A 21,505-nucleotide genomic window follows, 5' to 3' on the forward strand; every position below is an offset into this window, starting at 1 on the left:
AAAAGAATCATCCATTTTGAAAGGCCTACCTCAAAATGAATGATTCTCTATAAATGATGTGATCATCTGATTTAAAACACTTTCCTCTGGTAAATCGCAGTAGAAAGCCCCCAAGATAGCAAGTAAATAAGCATAATCAGCACAACGGACCCAGTGTATAAAATAGGGATTGATAAATTCATTATAAAATCAGTGATCCCACTGAATTGCTCTGCTAAATAGATCACAACAGGTGGCCCCATAGCAGATAAAATGATAAAGCCAATAATCACTGCCGTTGTGATATAGCCAGGCTTTAAGATATAAAACAATGGAAATGTGCACGCCGCAAACAATAAAAATAGCCCGCTACCAATCGCAATATCGGTCATCGAAAATAGCTTCCCAAAACTAATGAAAGCAGCACTTGTCAGCCCAATCGAAAGGATCATATAAACAACAGCACCTAAATAACGTGATGCAATGATTTCCTTGCGGGTATACGGCAAAGAATTTAATAGAATATTCGTTTCTGCCTTCTCATCGTACGCATATGTGTTAAATGGAATGAAGACACTAGCAACTAGAAACGTCAATACCGGATGTACATCCATGAAAATAAAAAATAAGATAAACGGAAGAAAAATCATCAGTTGCTTCTTTTGCAAAATCACATCACGTTTAATTAAATGAAACATGCTCCACCCCGCCTTTCATGTAAAACATAATATCCTCCAATGATGGCCGTTCAATGACAACAGCATCCCCGAAAATAGCTTTCACACCTTCTATACGATCTGTTAATGCCTCAAATCCTACTGCTGTTCGCTGAATATGGACAAAGGCTTTTTCAGTGTCTCGATCAAGCAAATCCAGACTTCCTTTCACCAGCGCATAATTCTCCGCTACATCATGAATCGACTGCTGAAAGATGAGCTGCCCATTTTGAATAAACGCAATATAATCCGCAATCCGGTCTAAATCTGTTGTCATATGAGTCGAGAAAAAGATCGTCCGATTCCCATCAATCATCAATTCTTGTAACGTACTTAGCAGCTCTCTTCTAAATACCGGATCTAAACCAGCAGTTGGTTCATCCATGATAATCAGCTCTGCATGGTGCGACAGCGCAATCGCAAGCGATGCCTTCATCTGCATCCCTTTTGAAAATGTTTTAATCGCTTTATTCAGCGGCAGACCAAACTGTTCAATATATTGATAAAATAGTCTATCATCCCAGCGTTTATAGGCAGGTGCCACAATTCGTTTGATGTCTTTTAAATTCAATCCTGGGAAAAAAACGTTAGCATCGTAAACAAAGCCAATTCGTTCCTTAATCTCTTTTTCATGGGTGCGATAATCTAATCCAAAAATTTTAACCTCACCAGAATCTGGTTTTAACAAATTCATGATCATTTTAATCGTGGTCGACTTACCGGCTCCATTTTCTCCAATAAACCCAGTAACAAAGCCCTTTTTGACCTGTAAATCAAGATTCTGCACAGAAAAGTCTTTGAACCGTTTTGATACTCCTTTGAATTCAATCACATGCTCCACTCATCTCACTCCTCATACAAGAACTTTAATAACTGCTGCAATTCATCAAAAGATAAGCCTAATTCCTTGCCGTTTGTAACAACCGCTCCAAGCTGTTCCTCAATCACCTTCAATTTTTTCTCTCTCATGACCTCTAGGTTTTGCTCGGCAACAAATGATCCCTTCCCTACAATCGAATAAATAAATCCTGCCTTCTCTAACTCTTCATATGCACGTTTTGTTGTGATGACGCTGATTTGTAAATCCTTCGCCAGCTTTCGGATAGACGGCAGTCCCGCACCTTCTGCAAGCTCACCCGTTAAGATCAACGATTTGATTTGCGTCGTAATTTGCTCATAGATAGGCTCCTTAGAATGGTTAGAAATCGTAATTTGCATATAAAAACCTCTTTTTTCTGTACTGGTATTCGCAATGAAATATTGTATATACACTATATATACATTATATACACACTGAAAAAATATTCAACTCCTTTTATGAACTTTTTTGAATGCGATCCAACTAAAAAACCGCACAGCTCTTCAGCCATGCGGTTCCTCAACAAATCAATTTATCTCCAATATACCCATTTTCCCATAAGCCATTCCACAGGCCCTCTTCTCCACTTTTTCAAATAGAGATAGCTGATGAACAGCTGTGCTGTGTAAAGTCCAACAGCAAGCAGCAATCCAAACATTGAGCCCATTTGTCCAAATAAACCAAGTCCGTAAGAATAGAAAATCGTTGTACAAATAATAGATTGAGCCAAATAGTTTGATAAAGACAATCGGCCCAGTCCTGCAAGCAGACGTTTCAATCCTTGTGCAACCTTTGAATAGTAAAAGACAATAAAAGCTTGAATATAACCGATCGTCAGGACATAGGCTCCTAACGTCATCACCATTTCACTCCAAGGGGCATCAATAAACGTCGCACATTTTAAAGCGAGCCCGATCAAAATCATCCAGATCCAGCCTTTACGATACGCCATTCCTCGATCTTCTTCTGTCAGATGACCTTTTTTCCCAATGGCCATGCCAAGCAGTGCAAATGGCCCCACCATGATCGTACCGAATAGAAAACCTAAGATCGGCATCAACGTAATGGTCACGATCCCCATAATAATGGTCACAATCATCATATCGTCTTCAATCGTCACCCGGCTCAATAAAATATCACCGTATGCACCCTTCGCATACACATCAGTTAACAAATCATCATTTCCATAAACAAAGGTCATCAGATATGGTAAAACCACTAATGACAAAGCACCTAACACACCTGACCAAATCAGCATTGTTTTGATCCGGCTGCTTAAAAACATCATCAAGAAAAACGTACATGCTCCATAATATAAGAGAATATCACCATTCCAAATGAATATGTAATGCAGCATCCCAAGCACAATGAGACCGAAACCACGGCGAGCGACAATGGCATTCGTATTTAGTCCCTTGGCCTTCGTAGATTCAATCAACTTGATAAAAGAATACCCAAACAAAAAGGAGAAAATCGGATAAAATGACCCCTGGAACAAGATCTCCGTCACATATACCCCAAACTCCTGTCCCCATATGCTCGGATCAAACATCTTCTCAAAATCATAATCATATTGAAAATTAAGCATATTCACAATCAAAATACCTAATAAACTAAAACCACGTAAACTATCAATAAACTCAACCCTAGATCCCTTCAACACGACAGCTCCTTCGGAAAATATAAAAATAAAGCATATTTATCCTACCACACTTTTAAAAAATTGGATCTCATCCCCATGTGAAAAATCATGTTTTAAGGTAAATTTAATAAAAAAACCTAGAATTTATATTCTAGGTAACCTACTTATGATTAATGACTCTTTTCATCCTTCCAAAGCACACGCTTCACATAAAACAAAATCCCCAATCCAAACAAAATCAACGGCAACTCCCAGTCTGCAGAAACCGGCAGCCATGTCAACATCATGAGAATCAGCAAAACAGCTCCCACACCTGCATAAAAGACCACCGTTTTTTTTAATTCTTGGTTTGATTGAAACAAAACGCTCTCCTCCATAACTCTAATTATGATCGTTTTTCTAGTTTTTTTAATATTTTTTCCCAGCCGGTATCTCCCATTTTCCGATCAATTAATTGTCCCTCTTTATCTATGAGGCAAAAACTTGGCAATCCTTGAATTTTATATTTTGTGACAATCTCATAATCTTGATCCAACACAATGGGAGCAATGAGATTCTTTTCCTCTGCATATTTCGAAACAACCTCTATCGATTTTTCTTCTTCCGTATATGGAACATGGACACAGGTTAAATGGATACTCAACTGATCCACACTATGTAGAATGTGGTCGGTTAATTCTTCATAATGCGGACAGTTAACTGACCAAAAATAAAGAAGCTGAGTATGCTCTTCAGGTAAACACCGCTGATGTGAAGAATGAATCCAAGGAAGGTGCTCAGGCCATTTAAGTATTTGCGTTTCCACTACTCATCCCCCTTTTCTTTTAATTGAAAAGCGATGATTTTTCCTAGTGCCTCTTCTGCGGCAAAAGGGGCCACATTTCCTGATGGATTCTCTTGTTCCTGTTTTAGGCACTCGTACATATTTTTTTCGATTTTTGATGGGTCAATCCAAGAGATGCACCACGATGCCCAAAAACAAGTAGGACCCTCATAACGCTTTGCCAAAGACAGAAGAAATGGCAAACTAGGCTGACCAATTCTCATGAGTGAGATCGCAGCCGCCATTCTTGTCTCCTCTTCTTCACTTTCTAACAGTTTAGCAAGAGCTTCTGCTGCATCCCCTGCATCTGCTCCAAATTCACCAAGAACCGCTGCTGCAATATTCCGCAAAGAACCCTCTTCTTTTAAGGCTTCAACAAGCACTGGCACTGCCTCTTTTCCTGATTTCCTTAATTCCCCCATGGCTTGAACGATTGTTACTTCATTCGTATTGACTAAACGTTGAACCGATTGGGATAGCTTATCTTCTGGTTTCATGACAATCAACTCCTCTTTTTAATGAGTCCCACGGCATCGATAACACATCACATAACATACACATCCAGCAAATACACATGTCATCGTTGTAAACCAGCCATTAGTGAACAGATGAATCCCAATGATGACTGCAGCACTTATGACAGATCCGATGAGCAATGATCGATAATAGATGCCCAAAGAAAGACTCGCTTCTCGTCTCAAAGGCTGCGTAAAGGCAAAGAGCCGAATGGTCAAAAACCAAATATAAACCCCTACCCCATAAATGGCCCAATACAATACATCATGAATCTCTAACAAGATAAGAGAAACCAAGTAGACACCATACAACCAAAAGGTTTGAAACACTTCCAATAGAAGAATTTTTTGATATAAAGCACCCGGAAAAAGATACAGCATTCCCGTTTGCCCGTGTCTTACAATCCCCGCGTAATATGAACTGAGCAGGACAGATGCACCAATGACCAGAAAGAATAGAGTCAACCAATTTGAAAAATAAGAACTGACGACATAATAAGTACCGATCAACAGCATGGTGGATAACAGGTGGAAGGTAGCATACTTTTTAATCATCAATATTTCTAGCCAAAGGAAAGCCCAGATGCCCGTTAATGTTGAAAGCCCCCACCACGTCTTGCTTTTCTTTGGACTTATTGGATTTGCATGAACCTGTTTCCCCTCAAATTCCTCCCAAAATGCCGCCTCTTTGACTAACGACTCCATCATCTCTATACGATGACTCGACCTGTACATCATCATGAAAGATAAAATCATCATTCCAAGTAATATCAATACAGAAATGAATGAAAACTCCACTATCATGCGTCCGACTTGATACATAAAAGAAGCAGATATCTCCATCATTGACGACTGTTTCAATATCAATTGATTCATAATAAGCAATGAAAGACAACCAAACATCAGTATAAAACCAATGAAGAGCACTCGCTTATATACTTGAATGGTTCTTGCACAAGATACCGCAATCATCCATGTTTCGATCATACATAACAGCGCTGTTAACAGGAGTGATTTACCAAGTAGAAAAAAGTACTGCTTCGTTAAACAAAGAAGGAGGATATCAGCCATCACAGCAGAAACAATGAGAAGAGCACATCGCCAAAAAATGTGATATACCCATACACTCATCACAACCGTCCATAAGGAAGCACCACTTCCATACAACCACATGATATCGTTCATCTGACTAGGCAATCGATTCGAAAACAAACCAAAGCCAGTATAAAGAACAAATAAAACGACAATGAACCATCCAGCTGTACTCGCATTCCAATCGCCCATACTTGAGACTGCGCTCAGCTGAAAACCAATGGCAGCAATCATAAGCAGCAAGATCAAAAAGGGCATTTTCTTTTCTTGATTTTTACTGATCAAGCGCCTTTGGGATTTCATCCATAAAAGGGAAAGCGTGTTATTCACTAGACCACTCCCCTAGAAGTTGAATGACTTCTGCCCGCCACTTCATTTGTTCTTCCTGCCGCTTAGGAACAGCGATACTTTTCATGATGGCACCGTCTCGAATCAATATCACCCTACTAGCCGTATCAAGAACAAACTCTAGACTATGAGTGGACACAAGAACCGAACCACCTTGAAGGCTCTTCTGTATCAGCCAATCTGACAGCCATTGTTTTGAAGGAATGTCTAACCCAACAGTCGGCTCATCTAAAATAAAAAGGGAGGCATCTTGCACAATGGCCCCTGCTAAGACGACACGCTGTTTTTGACCTCTTGAAAGCCTTCCGCACAATTCGTTCATCTTCATTTCGATATGTACTTCTTTCAACGCCTCAAATACCTTTTCTTTGATCTGTTTTAAACCTTTATGATAGCCTCTTGCACGGAATTGAACATGTTCAGCAACCGTTAAATCTGGGTACAAATATGGCTGATCTGGAATAAGAGCTACTTGTTTTTGGACATGGGAATGACCAGGAGGAAATCCCTCTATGAGTATTTCCCCTTGATCAGGTTGATAGAGACCTGTTAAACATCGAATGGTTGTCGTCTTCCCCGCACCATTAGGCCCAAGCAGTGCCACAACCTCCCCTGCTTCAATAGAAAATGAAAGGCCCTCTATCCCATCACCATTGCTATATCGTTTGCTTACATTCTGAACCTCCATGAATGGCATCAAATCTCTCCCTTTTATTAGAGTGATGTATGCTGATCTATGGTGTTTTTACGGTGGAATGTAAATGTAATTAGACCCACTTATCATTTACCACAATATTACCATATTAGGTATAAAAGGGTAAGAGAATTATAATCATTTAAAATACTAAAAGATAACAAAACAAAAAAGATTGGGCATCAATCATCCCAACCTTTTATCTATTAAATAAACCAATTCAAACCGAATCCATATCCCGACAAGCCCAAGCATCCACCTCGACCTTTAAAGCAGGTGAAGCCAAAGCCACCACATAAATCATCGTCATACAAGGCAGATGGTCTCCTAAAAACTGACCCATGATTCGTTTTCTACTCTCAGCATCAAACTCACCTACCAAATAAAACACAAGCTTTGTTATATCTTCTACTTTCATATCTGCCGCTTCTACATTGCGTTTTACATTCTCTAACGCTAGCTCGAGCTGTTCCATCGGGCTCGCTGGGATGGTTCCATCGACTTCCATCCCCACTTGCCCTGATAAGGTTAACCACCGCTGCGGCCCTGTTGTCTCTATTTGATGGATGTACGGTGCAACTGGTGCGTGAATGGTCTCAGGATTACGTGATGTTTTCATTGATCAAACCCCTTTTCTGAAAATACAATCAATTTCCACCTATCATACCAAACTTTCTTCCCATCCTATCTGCATATGCTCCAAACGAAGCCAAAAAAAAGACCTTTCTTCAAAAGAAAGACCTCTCTAAAATGATGACCCGCTCCGATGCTCAATTTGATGAATCCAATTCAAATCCGCCTCTAAATGAAGCAGAGTGCCAGAAATCAATAAGTACCGACTCTCATCACCTTGCACAAGACATTCCGTTTTTAGCTTCGTGAGTTCCATCACATCTTTCATGATGACGGCTTTCTGCTGCTGAAGCATTTCTTTTTCTTGATGAAATCTGATTTTCCGTGCACAGCCCCATTTAAAGTGAAAATCATCCTTTGCAGCATGATATGGAACAGGTGTCAACAGCCATGATTCCAGCTCTTGTCTGCCTTCTTCCGTCACGTCGTACAACTTTCGATCTTGGTCATCTATTCCCACTGCTGTCACCAATTGATCACGAATTAACCGATCAAGCGTCGTGTAGATTTGACCCGGGTTGATTTTTCCTTTTATTCCGAGCAATGACTCCAGCTCTAGCTTTAATTCATATCCATGATGTTGCTGCTGACAGAGCGATGTTAAAATTCCGTATTTCACTGACATATGATTTAACCTTCTTTGAGAGATGATATCATCTCTATTTTACTCGCTGTCGCACTAGAAATCCATGAAGCCGCTAAACTGAGTGCAATTCCTGCGATCACTGCCAGCATTAGATGCACAAACGGCAATTGGAATGAAACAAATCCACCCAGCCAATCAGATTGGCTTGAAATATATAGAAGAATCACACCAAATAAAATGCCGCCAATCACACCTGTTAACCCAATGAGCACACCTTCTCCGACGATCATTTTTCTCACCTGCTGCTTTGTCAGCCCCAGCGCCCGCATGGTGCCAATCTCAGATGTTCGTTCAAGCGTGTTCATCAGCAGTGTATTGGCTGTTCCAATGCTCGCGAGCCCCATAATGAAAATGAGCATCATAGAAATTAACTCGTTCATACCAGTGAAAGCCGATGTCGTTGATTTAATCTCATCCTCTACTGTTTTCACCTTTGAAAGCCGCTGTCCAAAGTCTTCCCATAGCTGATCTCGTAAAGACTCACCGGCACCTTTGTCTTTTAACGTAAGCAGGATATCAAGAGGCTGCGCCCACCCTAAATCCTCTTGTAAAAATGTCTGATCGACAAATGCCACATAACCCGAATGATGAGAAGTCTTGACCACATCAATGACTTGTAACTGCTGCCGGCCAGAAGGTGCATTGAGATACACACTCTCTCCAATACGCCCACCCCATTCATCAAACGCACGCTCTCCTAACACGATAGAAGGCGTTTCTGATAATCGTTGATACAAATCGCCTTTATTGTCACCTTCTATAAAAGACGGTCCCTTTTCCTCTACGCCGATCAGAGAAAATTGTCTTTTCTCTCCATCAGCCGTTTCCCATGTCAAAGGAGCCGCTTCCATCATCGGTTTCACCCGTTCAACAGCCTCATAGGATGACAGCTTTTCTTGATCCGCTTTCGTCCATGGCGCTTCAGAAGTAACCCTGAGATCACCGCCGTACGTTTGACGAATCTCTTTTTCGTAGCCGTCTGGAGCCGATTCAATGACCGCACTTAAAAGCAAGATCACAGCAATCCCAACAGCTAGAATCGCCGCCGTATTAGCGTTTCGATTCAGTTGCTGCGTGACATGCTGCGCTGATAGATGACCTGGATAGCCAAAAACCAGCTTCAAAAGAGGTGCCAACAACCGGTTCAAAAAGAGCAGGAAAAATGGGAATAACAGAATCATGCTGGCTAAAATGGCAAGATAAGCAGCCGGATGATCCACCCATATGAATGAAAGCAAGCCTATTCCTATCACCGCCCTAATGACCGATCGTTTTTTCGGTGCAGAAGTTTGGGTAGTGGATTTTAAAGTCAGCAGCACAGACGTTTTCCCTGCATGATAGATCGGAAATAACGAAAACAGCACAGGGAACACAATACCAATGATCACGGAAATTACAACAGGCACTTGCCAATTTAACGAATACACCATATCAAAAGCGAACACACCAAGCAGTGTTTGCATGAACACATCTCCAAGCCAAACGCCAATCGGCACCCCAATGGCTGTTCCAATACATGCCAAGATCAAAACCTCAATCAACATCAGCTTAAAAACAGAGCCCTGCGTATAACCAAAGCTCTTCATAATCGCAAATTCCTTTTTCCGTTCCATCACACTCGTATAAATCATATTAAACACGATAAAACCGCTCATAAACATCGACAGCCCTGCGATGAGGTAAAAGAACGTGTACAACCCGCCAATGTCATTACTTTGCCGGTCATCCGCCACCACAGGCTGGACAAAAACATCGGCATCCTTGAACTCTTTCTGTAAAGATTGAAAGAGCTGCTCTCCGCCATCATTCGTCTGAAATCTCATATAAGAAAGCTGATGATCGAGTCCCGTCCAGTCTCTCAATAAATCAAGCGGCGCCATCACACGAAAACTCGATGATTCTGCACCCTCCCAGTCACTCGGACTTGATAGCAGCTGTGTATATTCCACAATGGCAGATACCTTCGCTTCGCCCAAATCAGAAAAACGAATGGTATCTCCCACTTTTTTATTCAGCAGCTTCGCCACAACATCTGGTATGACCAACCCCTGATTATCCAAACGCCCTTCAATCACAGGCAGCTTCAGTAAAGAGCTCGTTTGATCTTGTACTCCGGTAATTCGTACCGCCCGTTGGTTAAGAGAGTGATCACCTTCTACATCAAAAAACGTCTGTTTATCCAGCGCTAATAATGATCCTGTCACATCAGGATGCTTTAAAATGGATGAGATCTGTTCCTCATCATACGTATGATCATCACTCAACACCCAATAATCTGCATCAGCGACATACATTTGCTCATAGTAATGAAACACATCATTTGTCGTTCGATCGGCAATGAGCATCGACGTGACAAAAGCAATCCCCACCATGATGCCTAAGACAGAAATGGCGAACCGCTTTTTATGCTGAATCATGTTACGCCATGAAATTCGCCACATACTGAGCATAATCATCATCCTTTCTAGAGATCACTTGATCAATAACACCGTCTTTAAAAAGGATGATTCGATCCGCAAATCCTGCTGCGAAAATATCATGCGTCACCATGATAATCGTCTGCTTGCTTTCTCGATTGAACTTGCACATTAACGCCAAAATATCCTCCGCTCTATGCCGGTCCAAGTTCCCCGTCGGCTCATCTGCTAACAACACTGACGGCTGATTGACTAGAGCTCTTGCAATCGCTACACGCTGCTGCTGCCCGCCGCTCAGCAAACTAGCCCGTTTCCGCCCAAGTCCATTCAAGCCAACAGCCTCTAACAGCTCTACAACCGTCTGTTGATTCTCCTTTGTTAAACGTCCATCTGCATGCAGCGGAAACGCCACATTTTCTTCGACAGTTAATGTAGGCAGCAGCTGATAATTTTGAAACACAAACCCAATCTGTTTTCTGCGGAAAATCGTTCTCTCTTTCTCATTCATCTCACTTAACTGATGTTCATTTATCAAAATCTCTCCATCTGAAGGCAGATCAAGCCCGCCTAACAGCTGAAGTAATGTACTTTTTCCAGAACCACTCGGTCCCATCACCGCTACAAACTCCCCTTCTTCTACCGTCAAATCAACGCCCTCAACACCTCAGTCCGCTCCTGGCCTTGAAAAAATTCCTTCTTCACATTCTTGATCTGAATCATCTGCAAACTCCTCCCATCCCTTTACGGAGTAATTATATACTAAGTATATATTATTTCAACATCAAAATCATGATAATATGCATTTATGTCTTATTTTTTACTTACTAAATATATAAAAGACCCTTTAGATTTTCATATCCAAAGGGTACATCATGCTATAATTCTTGTTTTCTAAAAAGAAACCATCCGATGAGAAAAAAGAAACCAATCAATACCGATACACCTAGAAAGCTTGTAAGTGCCTGATCCGAATAAGTCCCTCTATGAATCATCTCCTCAGCCGCACTTGTGACGCCTTTAGGTGCAAACTTCCCTAATGTGTCCTCATAAAACGAAGGAACGGTAAACAGGATGAGATTGATCAAAAGGGAAACACCGCCCGCAGTCACTGAGCGCTTAAAGAACGCCGATGCACAAATGGTCGATACCACAATGAGCAGTAGGTTCGGATAATACAAAAGCGTCCCTTTTAACACGTTGACCCAATCCACAAGCCCAAATTGGATGTCAACATAATAAACGGAAGCAAGCACTGCCACTATCAAACTAAACAAAGTTAAGCAGGCATAGGCACATGTTTTTGAGACATAATAACTCATTCGACTGATCGGTTTCACCATAATCATCGCCGTCACCCCAGAGGCACGCTCTCCAGCAATCGTCCCCATCACGATCATAATGAGGATAAACACGCCAAGCGAATCAAATTTACTCAAAGCACTGGCTAAAGCCTCTCCAGCACTAGGCTCTGGTATATAAAATGTAGACCCTTCAGGTAAATTAGCCGAATTCGATAAAAGATCCGGCAGCATTTTGAGCGTAATAGGCTGTGTAATCATTAAAATCGTAAAAATGATCGGCATAAATAAGATTTTATAACTAGTGAATAACTCCCTAAATTCCTTTTTCAACATCATCATGCCGTCACAACCTTCATGAAAATATCTTCAAGCGTCAGCTTAGATAATCGATATTGGATAAGAACACCGCCAGTTTCAGTGATGAGACCCGGCAGCTCCTTCAATGCCGTATGTTGATTGTTGACTCGCACCTGATAAGCGTCTCCTGTCTCCATACATTCCTCCACCCAATCCCGTTCTTTTAACAAAGCCACTAGTTTCGTATTCTGTTGTTCTAATTGAAATTCAATCACGGGCTGGATATAGTCTTCTTTGATCTGTTTCATCGAAGAGGACATCTCAATTTTGCCGCTGTTGATCATGATAATATGATCAGCCACACGTTCAATGTCATCTAAAATATGGGTCGACATAAAGATCAGCATCTCATGCTTTAGACGCTCAATCAAAGTCAGGACGTCTTTTCTCCCCATGGGATCAAGTGCCGACACAGGCTCATCTAGGATCAGAACCTGTGGGCTATTGATCAGCGCCTGTGCAATGGCAAGCCTCTGCTTCATGCCTCCACTATAGCTACCAATAACGCGATCCTTCGCCTCATACACACGGCAAAGCTTCAACAGCTCCTCTGTTTTGGAACGAATGATGTTTTTCTCTAAATGAAATAACCCGCCAACCCAATGCATCCACTCCTGCCCCGTCATATCCTGATAAAATGCAGGATGCTGCGGACAGTACCCAATCACCTGACTGATTTGATCCATGTCCCTTGTGACATCCAAACCCGCCACCTTCACAACGCCAGACGTAGGACGAGCAAGCCCCGTCAAAATTCGGATCGTCGTTGTCTTCCCCGCTCCATTGGCTCCTAAAAAGCCAACACATCCAACCTCCCCAACAGAAAAAGAGACATCTTTTAACACTTCATGCCGTCCATACGATTTCGTCAGCCCGTAACACTCCAACATATTCAAGCGAATCCCCCTACTAAGATTGTTTACGACCAAAAATGAAATACGCAATAGGACCGGCACTCGCCACAAACACAATCACCAAAGCCCAAACCCACTTCACCTCTCCCCTAATCCTCGATGGATCTCTTTTCAACAAATCAAACAAACCAATCACCATTAAAATCGCTTGTAGCAAAATAAGAGGTAAAATCATCTTCATATCCATACACGCCACTCCCTTTTCAAACGTCAATTTGTTTTGATATTACTTCTTTTGACGACATGAAGAGAGAATTCGTTCAAATGGATTTTATTTTTATTGGTCGAATGGTCTATAAATATAAAAAAGCCCAGTGAAGTTTATTCACTGGGCTCGCTTGTGATGTTCATGACGAATCTCGCAAAATCTTTTCCATTTTCTTTCCCTTCGCTAACTCATCAATCAGCTTATCTAGATAACGAATGTTCTGCATGGTCTCTTCCTCAATGTCCTCTACTCTAACACCACAGATGACTCCTTTAATTAAGCTGCGGGAAGGATGAAGCTCAGGAGCCTCGGCAAAAAAAGTTTCAATGTCTATCTGCTTGTCCAACTGTTCCTCAAGCTCTTCTGGACTGTAGCCTGTTAACCAACAAATAATCGTATCGACTTCAGCTTTCGTTTTTCCCTTTCTCTCTGCCTTTGCGATGTAGAGAGGATAGACTTTTGCAAAGCTCATTGTGTAAATTTTAGGTTTGGTCATGTATCTGCTCTCTTTCTTCGTTAAATATTTAAACTGTCACGCTTTCTCAAGGGGACGCTCTCTCATTATGCACTTAGTATAATGTGTTAAAAATATAACTTATAAACGATGATATATGCCTTTATTATTTCTTTCATCTTTTTTGAAAGCTCTATATTTAAGAAATTGAACAATACAAAATCCAAGGAATACACCTATTGGTCCTCCACTTGAGACAGGACCACCAATTAAACAATAAGAAATGATAAACAATGCAATATAACCAATGAAGAAAAAAACAATTCCCCATTTTTCTTTTTTTACGTATCGAATAAAAATAATATTTCCCCCTAAGAATATTTATCATAATAGCAACATGGAAATAGTATCTATCAATCAAAGTTCAGCTTAAATCTTTCAACTGCTAGTTCTATTGACACAAAAATACCCCTTTAGACAATTATATCTAAAAGGGGTATCAAAAAACCGATTTTATTTAAAACCTACTCCACCGTCACACTCTTCGCAAGGTTACGTGGTTTATCCACATCACACCCGCGGTGAAGGGCTGCGTAGTAAGCGATCAGCTGTAATGGCACAACAGATGCAAGTGGTGCAAGTGCTGGGTGTACAGCTGGAAGGACGAAACGGTCGCCTTCGTCTTCTAGGCCTTTTAGTGAGATGACACATGGGTTTGCGCCGCGTGCAACAACTTCTTTGACGTTACCACGAATGCTGAGGTTCACGTGCTCTTGCGTGGCAAGGGCAATGACCGGTGTGCCTTCTTCAATTAAAGCAATGGTGCCGTGTTTGAGTTCTCCGCCAGCAAAGCCTTCTGCTTGGATGTAAGAGATCTCTTTTAGTTTGAGTGAACCTTCAAGGCACACATAGTAGTCAAGTCCTCTTCCGATAAAGAATGCGTTACGTGTCACTGTGAAGAAATCACGAGCGATTTGTTCCATTTCATCCTTTTGATCGACAAGGGCTTCCATTGCGTTTGCTACAATCCCAAGCTCTTTCACAAGATCAAAGTCAAGAGATTGACCATTTAATTCAGCTGCAACAGATGCAAGGATCGCAAGAACAGCGATTTGTGCTGTGTAGGCTTTTGTTGAAGCCACTGCGATTTCTGGTCCTGCATGAAGAAGCAATGTGAAGTCTGCTTCACGAGAAAGCGTAGATCCTGGTACGTTTGTGATCGTTAATGCTTTATGACCAAGTTCTTTGACTTGAACAAGTACAGCACGGCTGTCCGCAGTCTCCCCAGATTGAGAAAGGAAGATGAACAACGGTTTTTTCGATAGAAGCGGCATGTTGTAAGAAAATTCACTTGCTACATGGACTTCTACAGGTACTTTCGCCCAGTCTTCAATGTATTGTTTACCAACAAGTCCAGCATGGTAGCTCGTTCCGCAAGCCACAATATAGATGCGGTCTGCTTCTGCTACTGCGCTTGCGATATCGCCAGCGACTGATAACTTGCCGTTTTCGTCTTGATATTCTTGGATGATTTTGCGCATCACTAGCGGCTGTTCATCCGTTTCTTTTAACATGTAGTGAGGATATGTGCCTTTCTCAATGTCGCTTGCATCTAGCTCAGCGATATAAGAAGGACGTGTCATAATATCGCCGTCAAGGTTTTTAATAATAACCTCGTCTTTAGTAACAATGACCATTTCTTTATCCATTAATTCCGCATATTCGTTTGTTACTTGAAGCATCGCCATTGCGTCAGAAGCCACAACGTTGAAATCTTCGCCGAAACCAACCAATAATGGGCTTTTGTTTTTCGCCACATAGATTGTTTCTTTGTTTTCGTTATCGAAAAGGGCAATTGCGTAAGAGCCTTTTAGTTGAAGAAGCGTTTGACGGAAAGCTTCCTCTGTATCAAGACCTCTATTCACAAATTGTTCGATGACTTGAACAACAACCTCTGTATCTGTGTCGCTTTTTAGTGTGACGTCTTGTAAATATTCGCGTGTCAATTGTACATAGTTCTCGATGACACCGTTATGAACAAGCGTAAAACGGCCAGAAGCACTTTGATGCGGATGCGCATTTAGATGGCTTGGTACACCGTGTGTTGCCCAGCGTGTATGTCCAATTCCTGCTGAAGATGCCACGTTTGCATCAACGACTTCACGAAGCTCAGCGATACGTCCTTTTTCTTTGAACACATGCACGCCTTCTTCGTTTGCCACAGCGATACCTGCTGAGTCATACCCACGGTACTCAAGCTTCTCTAAACCTTTTAATAAGATTTCCTTCGCATCATTCTGACCAATATAACCTACGATTCCACACATAAATATTCTTCCTCCCGATCATGTGAAAGGGACAAAGAAAGCCTACTAAAATAGAAGGGACATTTCTTCGTCCCTCTCTACATGTTTATTTTGGGAGATCATGTGTATTCCCTTTGTACAAAGAGTCACCTCTTTGCTTTAAAGAAACACTTACGGCTGTGATCTCTATATTTGATCAGCCGGGAGGCATCCGCCGAAAAATTCGATAACCTCCATCCTCGTCAACTAAGCATCTGTCTCGTTCGATCGCTTAGTTCGGGCGCTATAATTATAAGAGTGGCTGAACATCTACCCTGCCTTTCCTGCTAGAATAAAAATCCAGTAACACAAGGATGATTGTACTATAAGGTCTGACCTCCGTCAATCACAATTTAGCGGGTGATCCCTTCATGTTAGAAAGTAAGACCTCCCTACACTATATGCGATGAGGCTTGTCACGTTCTACCTTTGATGTGCTCTCTTATGTATGAAAGCAAGCAGCAAATTGCCCTCGCTTATATCATTCGTATAGAACTTTCCTCTTATGACGTTTATTCGAAAAAAAGCAAACCGCTGCTTAGCGATTTGCTTTGATCAATTACTCAATACCCATTTCTTCTTTGACAACAGCCGTAATGCGAGCCACGTATTCATCACACAGCTCTTTTGTTTTCGCCTCTGCCATGACACGTACAAGCGGCTCTGTTCCTGATGGACGCACAAGGATACGTCCGTCACCGTTCATCTCTTTTTCAACCTCTTGGATCACAGCTTTTACTTTTTCATTTTCTTCCACTTTATACTTATCAGATACCTTCACATTCACTAGAAGTTGCGGGAATTTCTCCATTTCAGCTGCAAGCTCTGACAATGTTTTTCCTGTTGCTTTTAGTGTATTCACCAGCATGATCGCAGAAAGCATGCCATCACCTGTCGTATTATAATCAAGGAAAATCAAGTGGCCTGACTGCTCGCCTCCGACATTATAGCCATCCTTTTTCATCGCCTCGACCACATAGCGGTCACCAACAGCGGTTTGAATGCTCTTAATGCCTTGCTTCTCAAGCGCTTTATAGAAACCTAGGTTACTCATGACCGTTGACACGACCGTGTCATCCTTCAATCGGCCTTCACCCTTTAGATAACGTGCGCATATGTACATAATTTGATCGCCGTCTACAATATCACCTTTTTCATCAACTGCAATTAAGCGGTCGCCATCACCATCAAACGCAAGACCAATATCCGCTCCTTTTTCTTTCACAAAAGCAGAAAGTGCCTCTGGATGAGTAGAACCTACGCCATCGTTGATATTCAATCCGTTTGGTGATGTTCCCATTGTTGACACATCCGCATCTAAATCCGCAAATAAATGTGTCGCAAGAGAAGAGGTTGCACCATGTGCACAGTCAAGCGCTACGTGAATACCTGTGAAATCCTCGTCTGCTGTCTGTTTCAAGAATTGCAAGTATTTCTGACCGCCTTCAAAGTAGTCATTTACTGTTCCAAGGTCCGCTCCAACTGGGCGTGGCAATTGATCGACCGGCTGATCCATCAGCTGCTCGATTTCATTCTCCTGTTCATCTGACAGTTTAAAGCCGTCACCGCCGAAAAATTTAATTCCGTTGTCTTGAACTGGGTTATGCGAAGCTGAAATCATGACACCTGCTTCTGCATCCATTGCCTTCGTTAAATAAGACACACCAGGTGTTGAGATCACACCTAAACGCATGACTTCAGCCCCAATTGAAAGTAAGCCTGCTACGAGTGCTCCTTCTAACATATGACCAGATACACGCGTGTCTCGTCCAACGAGTACCTTTGGACGTTCTTTATCCTTCGTGAGCACATAGCCGCCAAATCTCCCAATTTTAAATGCGAGCTCTGGCGTTAATTCGCTATTAGCCACACCCCTTACACCATCAGTTCCAAAGTACTTGCCCATGTTTCAATCGCTCCTTTTTTACCATTCAAGAGGACGCTGCGTCCTCTTTGTTATCTTCTTTGACCCGCTGTCTTTGACTCGATTCTTTTTTTGCTTTATCTTGTGTTGATTCCTTTTGACTCTTCTCTTCCTGATCATCATCGGATGATTGATCTTTCCGATCATTCGTAGAAGCCGGCTGATCTTCTGTATCAGTAGAAGTCAGTTTCACTTTGACCTTCGATCTAGATAATGTCCATGTCACATTTTGAGGGCCATTCACTTGTACTTTGACCTCATGTGTTCCTTCGTTTAAGTCCCCCACATTGATATAGGCTTCAATATCTGAAGCCTTTAGTTTATCAATTGCACTCTTTGAACCTTTTGCTGTTAGTGTGAGACGCCCTGAAGACGGACTCACAAATGCAGAGCTAAGATCCTTGCTCAGACCCACGACAGAAATTGGGACATTATCGATCTTTTTTTCTTCAGCTGTTGCAACCTTCACTTTGATCTTAACAGTTTCAGGCGATACCTTTTTCACACCATCTGGCAGTGGAATGTCGGCATCAATCTCTGTATCATCTTTAATCTTGCTTAGGTCGAGCTTAACGCCGTCAATAAAATCAAGTGCATCCAGCACCTTTTGAGAACCGTAGACTGTCACCTCACTTGGGCTTGTCTCGATGCTTGAGATACTGATCCCATCTGGCAAGCTGCCCGTCCGCTCAATCTTAAACGGAACTTTCTTGCTTGGACTCGTAATCGGGACCGTAATATCTACCACAGACGGACTCACTTCGACTGGTAGCTCATTCCCACTGCTATCATACACAGTGAGCTTCGCTTCTTTCTCAATTTGCTGATCGACATCCTCTAAGTTCACAAATGCTTTAATGACAGAAATTTTGTCGATCACGTCTTTTGAGCCAGTAACCGTGACATTTTTCGGATTCACAATAGGCTGCTCTGGTGAATAGCCGTCTTTGATTTTATTTTGATTATAAAATTCCGTTTCAACAGGGAATTCAGCTGTCGTTTTTTCTTGTATCGTCACAGTCGTCACAGACGGATTAATCGTTAACGTGATTCCTTTCGATACATCTCTTGCCTTCAATTCGACTTTATGTGTACCTGTCGTCAGGTTTTGCATATCTGCGTAAATTTCAAAATTTTTCGTTTGTCTTGCTGTTTTCACAGCACTAGTTGATCCTTTAATCGTGACATTGACTGTCTGCGGCACACCAGTGACTACATACTTTTCGTCGTCATAATATGCTTTAACAGGAATGTCCGTTAAGGTTGCTTCGTCTGTTGTCGATGTTGGGAAAAAGGATTCACCGATTTTTTTCGGCGTGGGCGCTTGCGCTGAATTGACTGCACCATACAGCAATAAAGCGAAGACCAATGCAAGAAACTTAACGGCCCAGCGATTATTCAAAATCTTATCCATTTTTCTTGCCCCTCCAATACCATTTGGTCGAGGAAGCATCTTTGCTGTTCTTACTAAACTCAGCAATCAGCATTTCTTCAAGCGCTTCTTCTGTCAATTCTCGATGGAGATCACCATTTCTTGCGACACTAATGCCGCCTGTCTCCTCGGAGACAATAACGGTTAAACTGTCCGTTACTTCACTAATACCAACTGCCGCGCGGTGACGTGTACCGAGCTCCTTAGAGATAAAAGGACTTTCAGACAGCGGTAAATAACACGCTGCAGCTGCAATCTCATCACGCTTCATAATCACAGCGCCGTCATGAAGCGGTGTATTCGGAATGAAGATATTAATCAGCAGCTCAGAACTGACCTTTGCATTTAAAGGAATTCCGGTCTCTATGTAATCATTCATCCCAGTATCGCGCTCAATCGTTAACAGCGCACCTATTCTTCGTTTTGCCATATAGTTAATTGCTTTTGTAATTGCCTCGATCGTTTTCTGCTGCTGTTCCTCTACAGGTGTTCCGCTTCTAGAGAAGAAACGGCCGCGCCCAAGCTGCTCAAGCGCTCTCCTTAGCTCTGGCTGAAAAATAATAATGATCGCAAGGAACCCCCACGTAATCGCTTGATCCATCAGCCATTGAAGTGTGTTAAGACCGAGATACGCACTTCCCATCCTGACGAGAACAATGACGACAATTCCCTTTAAAAGCTGAACCGCTTTTGTTCCGCGGATGACCATCATTAATTTATATATCACATACCAAACAACGAGAATATCAACAGCATTACCGAGGTACTGCAAAAAAGGAATATCCCCTAAAGCCATTTCCTCGTCCTCCAGAATTTTCAGTTATTCTTCGTTCGATTTATTTTTTATAAAAAAAGAGCCTATGTGTAAGTACATAGCGTGGCTATTATACCACATTTTGTTTCAGCAAGGAAAATAGTTGCCATATCTGGCTGGCATTCAAGTCTGTCCATCAATAGAAAAAGAGCAGTCCCCTTAGAGACTGCTCTCAAGCTGTTTGATTTACTTTTGCTCCTCTGGTCCAATGACCCGCATCACGTCTTGTGCTGTAGACTTCATTTTGTACCAAACCCAATCAAACACTTCATTAATTTCATTGATTTGACCAGTGACTTGTCCGGCAGAAGCAGTCAGCTGTTCTCCATTGACGACTGTTACGTTTCCATCAACCTTGCCTTCTACAATCAACTTGCCATTTTTCACAGTGACGTCACCTTTGACGGTTTCCCCTTTAGGTACCGTCACTGTATCATTTTCAACCACGAGATTCGGCTGCTTTGATACACTGAAATTATGATCCGTATTCCAGCTAGTAAACAGACTGCCTCCCATCAATATGACAAAGAGGGCAGCGGCGACCATTAGCGGATGAGCTTTGATCCATCTTTGAATCGACACACGCTTTTTCTCCTTTGGAAGACCTGCCATCACCTTTGCAGTGAAATCAGATGGTGCTTCTATATGAGATGTACTCTGCACGAGCGCGATGGATTTCTCAATTTGTTGAAAATGAGTACGGCATTCCTCACACGATTGCAGATGGCTCTTTAATTCTTTTTCATCTTCGGGCTCAATGTCCCCGTCTAAATACTGATGCATAAGCAGGACGATTTTTTCCTGACAGCTCATCAAAATCACCTCACTCAAAGGTCTCTCAACTGTTTCCGGAGAGCCTCTCTACCCCTGTGTATTCTCGTTTTCACCGTACCAACTGGTATATTCAGAATCTCACTAATTTCTTTTAACGAGAGTTCATCAATATACTTTAATACGATGACCGAGCGATATTTATCGGGTAATCTTAAAATTTTTTGCTGAATGGTGCTCGATAATTCAAGCGACACCACCTCGTCCTCTGGCAAAATGCCGTCAGCCGCAATTTGAGAATACATATTCAGTCCTTCTGTCCCTGCCACCTCTGCATCTAAATAATAATCCGGCTTTTTTTTACGAATACGGTCGATGGTCAGGTTGGTTGCAATGCGGTACAGCCACGTGGAAAACTTACGATTCACATCAAAGCTCTCAATATTCACATAGGCACGAATAAACGCCTCCTGCGCAATATCTTCTGCTTCATGTGCATTCCCAAGCATACGGTAGCACAGCTGATAAATTTTGTCTTTATACAGGTCTACGATGTCTGCAAATGCGTTCTGGTCGCCTTTTTTCACTTGCTTAATTCTCTTTTTAATCATTGTTTCCATA

General features: G+C 41.9%; 22 protein-coding genes and 1 pseudogene. All 23 read right to left on the reverse strand.

The features are described 5' to 3' along the window. Positions 1 to 71: 71 nt before the first annotated feature. A complete protein-coding gene (locus KFQ09_RS08440; protein WP_046527284.1) occupies positions 72 to 677 on the reverse strand; it encodes an ABC-2 transporter permease in 606 nt (201 codons plus the stop codon). Continuing rightward, positions 661 to 1,536 carry an ABC transporter ATP-binding protein gene (locus tag KFQ09_RS08445; RefSeq protein WP_129548050.1) on the reverse strand — a complete coding sequence of 292 codons (876 nt, stop codon included), beginning with the start codon at positions 1,534 to 1,536 and terminating at the stop codon, positions 661 to 663. The genes KFQ09_RS08440 and KFQ09_RS08445 overlap by 17 nt, the downstream gene beginning before the upstream one ends. Before the next feature lie 5 nt (positions 1,537 to 1,541). Continuing rightward, a complete protein-coding gene (locus tag KFQ09_RS08450) occupies positions 1,542 to 1,913 on the reverse strand; it encodes a GntR family transcriptional regulator (protein WP_008343911.1) in 372 nt (123 codons plus the stop codon). Positions 1,914 to 2,086: 173 nt separating this feature from the next. Beyond that, positions 2,087 to 3,214, reverse strand: a complete 1,128-nt coding sequence (locus tag KFQ09_RS08455; protein WP_370648318.1) for a DUF418 domain-containing protein — start codon at positions 3,212 to 3,214, stop codon at positions 2,087 to 2,089. 152 nt (positions 3,215 to 3,366) lie between these two features. Next, positions 3,367 to 3,558 carry a hypothetical protein gene (locus KFQ09_RS08460; protein ID WP_017366488.1) on the reverse strand — a complete coding sequence of 64 codons (192 nt, stop codon included), beginning with the start codon at positions 3,556 to 3,558 and terminating at the stop codon, positions 3,367 to 3,369. Between the two features lie 23 nt (positions 3,559 to 3,581). After that, entirely contained in the window at positions 3,582 to 4,001 is a 420-nt protein-coding gene (locus tag KFQ09_RS08465; RefSeq protein ID WP_098681033.1) for a TlpA family protein disulfide reductase, read from the reverse strand. Continuing rightward, positions 4,001 to 4,516, reverse strand: a complete 516-nt coding sequence (locus KFQ09_RS08470) for a HEAT repeat domain-containing protein (protein ID WP_008343915.1) — start codon at positions 4,514 to 4,516, stop codon at positions 4,001 to 4,003. Before KFQ09_RS08470 ends, KFQ09_RS08465 begins: the two co-directional genes overlap by 1 nt. Before the next feature lie 18 nt (positions 4,517 to 4,534). Further along, entirely contained in the window at positions 4,535 to 5,956 is a 1,422-nt protein-coding gene (gene skfF, locus KFQ09_RS08475) for a sporulation killing factor system integral membrane protein (protein ID WP_008343916.1), read from the reverse strand. Further along, entirely contained in the window at positions 5,949 to 6,671 is a 723-nt protein-coding gene (locus KFQ09_RS08480) for an ABC transporter ATP-binding protein (RefSeq protein ID WP_019744076.1), read from the reverse strand. The genes skfF and KFQ09_RS08480 overlap by 8 nt, the downstream gene beginning before the upstream one ends. A gap of 217 nt (positions 6,672 to 6,888) precedes the next feature. After that, on the reverse strand, positions 6,889 to 7,287 hold the full coding sequence (locus KFQ09_RS08485) for a RidA family protein (protein ID WP_039169392.1): 399 nt from the start codon (positions 7,285 to 7,287) through the stop codon (positions 6,889 to 6,891). 126 nt (positions 7,288 to 7,413) lie between these two features. Continuing rightward, entirely contained in the window at positions 7,414 to 7,926 is a 513-nt protein-coding gene (locus KFQ09_RS08490) for a PadR family transcriptional regulator (protein ID WP_041091724.1), read from the reverse strand. A gap of 5 nt (positions 7,927 to 7,931) precedes the next feature. Further along, complete coding sequence (locus KFQ09_RS08495; RefSeq protein WP_255836202.1) at positions 7,932 to 10,397, reverse strand: FtsX-like permease family protein; 2,466 nt, start codon at positions 10,395 to 10,397, stop codon at positions 7,932 to 7,934. Next, a pseudogene (locus tag KFQ09_RS08500) lies at positions 10,366 to 11,084 on the reverse strand (ABC transporter ATP-binding protein). Before KFQ09_RS08500 ends, KFQ09_RS08495 begins: the two are co-directional and overlap by 32 nt. A gap of 155 nt (positions 11,085 to 11,239) precedes the next feature. Next, complete coding sequence (locus KFQ09_RS08505) at positions 11,240 to 12,004, reverse strand: ABC transporter permease (RefSeq protein ID WP_035390669.1); 765 nt, start codon at positions 12,002 to 12,004, stop codon at positions 11,240 to 11,242. Continuing rightward, positions 12,001 to 12,918, reverse strand: a complete 918-nt coding sequence (locus KFQ09_RS08510; RefSeq protein WP_035390671.1) for an ABC transporter ATP-binding protein — start codon at positions 12,916 to 12,918, stop codon at positions 12,001 to 12,003. Before KFQ09_RS08510 ends, KFQ09_RS08505 begins: the two co-directional genes overlap by 4 nt. A 13-nt stretch (positions 12,919 to 12,931) precedes the next feature. Continuing rightward, positions 12,932 to 13,123: a PLD nuclease N-terminal domain-containing protein gene (locus KFQ09_RS08515; RefSeq protein ID WP_003217265.1), complete on the reverse strand. Its 192-nt coding sequence runs from the start codon at positions 13,121 to 13,123 to the stop codon at positions 12,932 to 12,934. A gap of 160 nt (positions 13,124 to 13,283) precedes the next feature. After that, entirely contained in the window at positions 13,284 to 13,640 is a 357-nt protein-coding gene (locus tag KFQ09_RS08520; protein ID WP_035390673.1) for a DUF2200 domain-containing protein, read from the reverse strand. A 482-nt stretch (positions 13,641 to 14,122) separates the two neighbouring features. Continuing rightward, positions 14,123 to 15,925 carry a glutamine--fructose-6-phosphate transaminase (isomerizing) gene (glmS, locus tag KFQ09_RS08525; protein ID WP_008360582.1) on the reverse strand — a complete coding sequence of 601 codons (1,803 nt, stop codon included), beginning with the start codon at positions 15,923 to 15,925 and terminating at the stop codon, positions 14,123 to 14,125. A 577-nt stretch (positions 15,926 to 16,502) separates the two neighbouring features. Then, complete coding sequence (gene glmM / locus KFQ09_RS08530; protein WP_008360584.1) at positions 16,503 to 17,849, reverse strand: phosphoglucosamine mutase; 1,347 nt, start codon at positions 17,847 to 17,849, stop codon at positions 16,503 to 16,505. Positions 17,850 to 17,874: 25 nt separating this feature from the next. Then, positions 17,875 to 19,281, reverse strand: a complete 1,407-nt coding sequence (locus KFQ09_RS08535; protein ID WP_035704327.1) for a CdaR family protein — start codon at positions 19,279 to 19,281, stop codon at positions 17,875 to 17,877. Next, a complete protein-coding gene (gene cdaA, locus KFQ09_RS08540; RefSeq protein ID WP_008344027.1) occupies positions 19,274 to 20,095 on the reverse strand; it encodes a diadenylate cyclase CdaA in 822 nt (273 codons plus the stop codon). The genes KFQ09_RS08535 and cdaA overlap by 8 nt, the downstream gene beginning before the upstream one ends. A gap of 204 nt (positions 20,096 to 20,299) precedes the next feature. Further along, positions 20,300 to 20,926 carry an anti-sigma-W factor RsiW gene (gene rsiW / locus KFQ09_RS08545; RefSeq protein WP_008344028.1) on the reverse strand — a complete coding sequence of 209 codons (627 nt, stop codon included), beginning with the start codon at positions 20,924 to 20,926 and terminating at the stop codon, positions 20,300 to 20,302. 14 nt (positions 20,927 to 20,940) lie between these two features. Then, a complete protein-coding gene (gene sigW, locus KFQ09_RS08550; RefSeq protein WP_007498553.1) occupies positions 20,941 to 21,504 on the reverse strand; it encodes an RNA polymerase sigma factor SigW in 564 nt (187 codons plus the stop codon). Between the last annotated feature and the right edge of the window lies 1 nt (position 21,505).

The sequence above is a fragment of the Bacillus sp. FS02 genome, assembly GCF_024398395.1.
In the GTDB taxonomy this organism is placed as follows: Bacteria; Bacillota; Bacilli; order Bacillales; family Bacillaceae; genus Bacillus; species Bacillus altitudinis.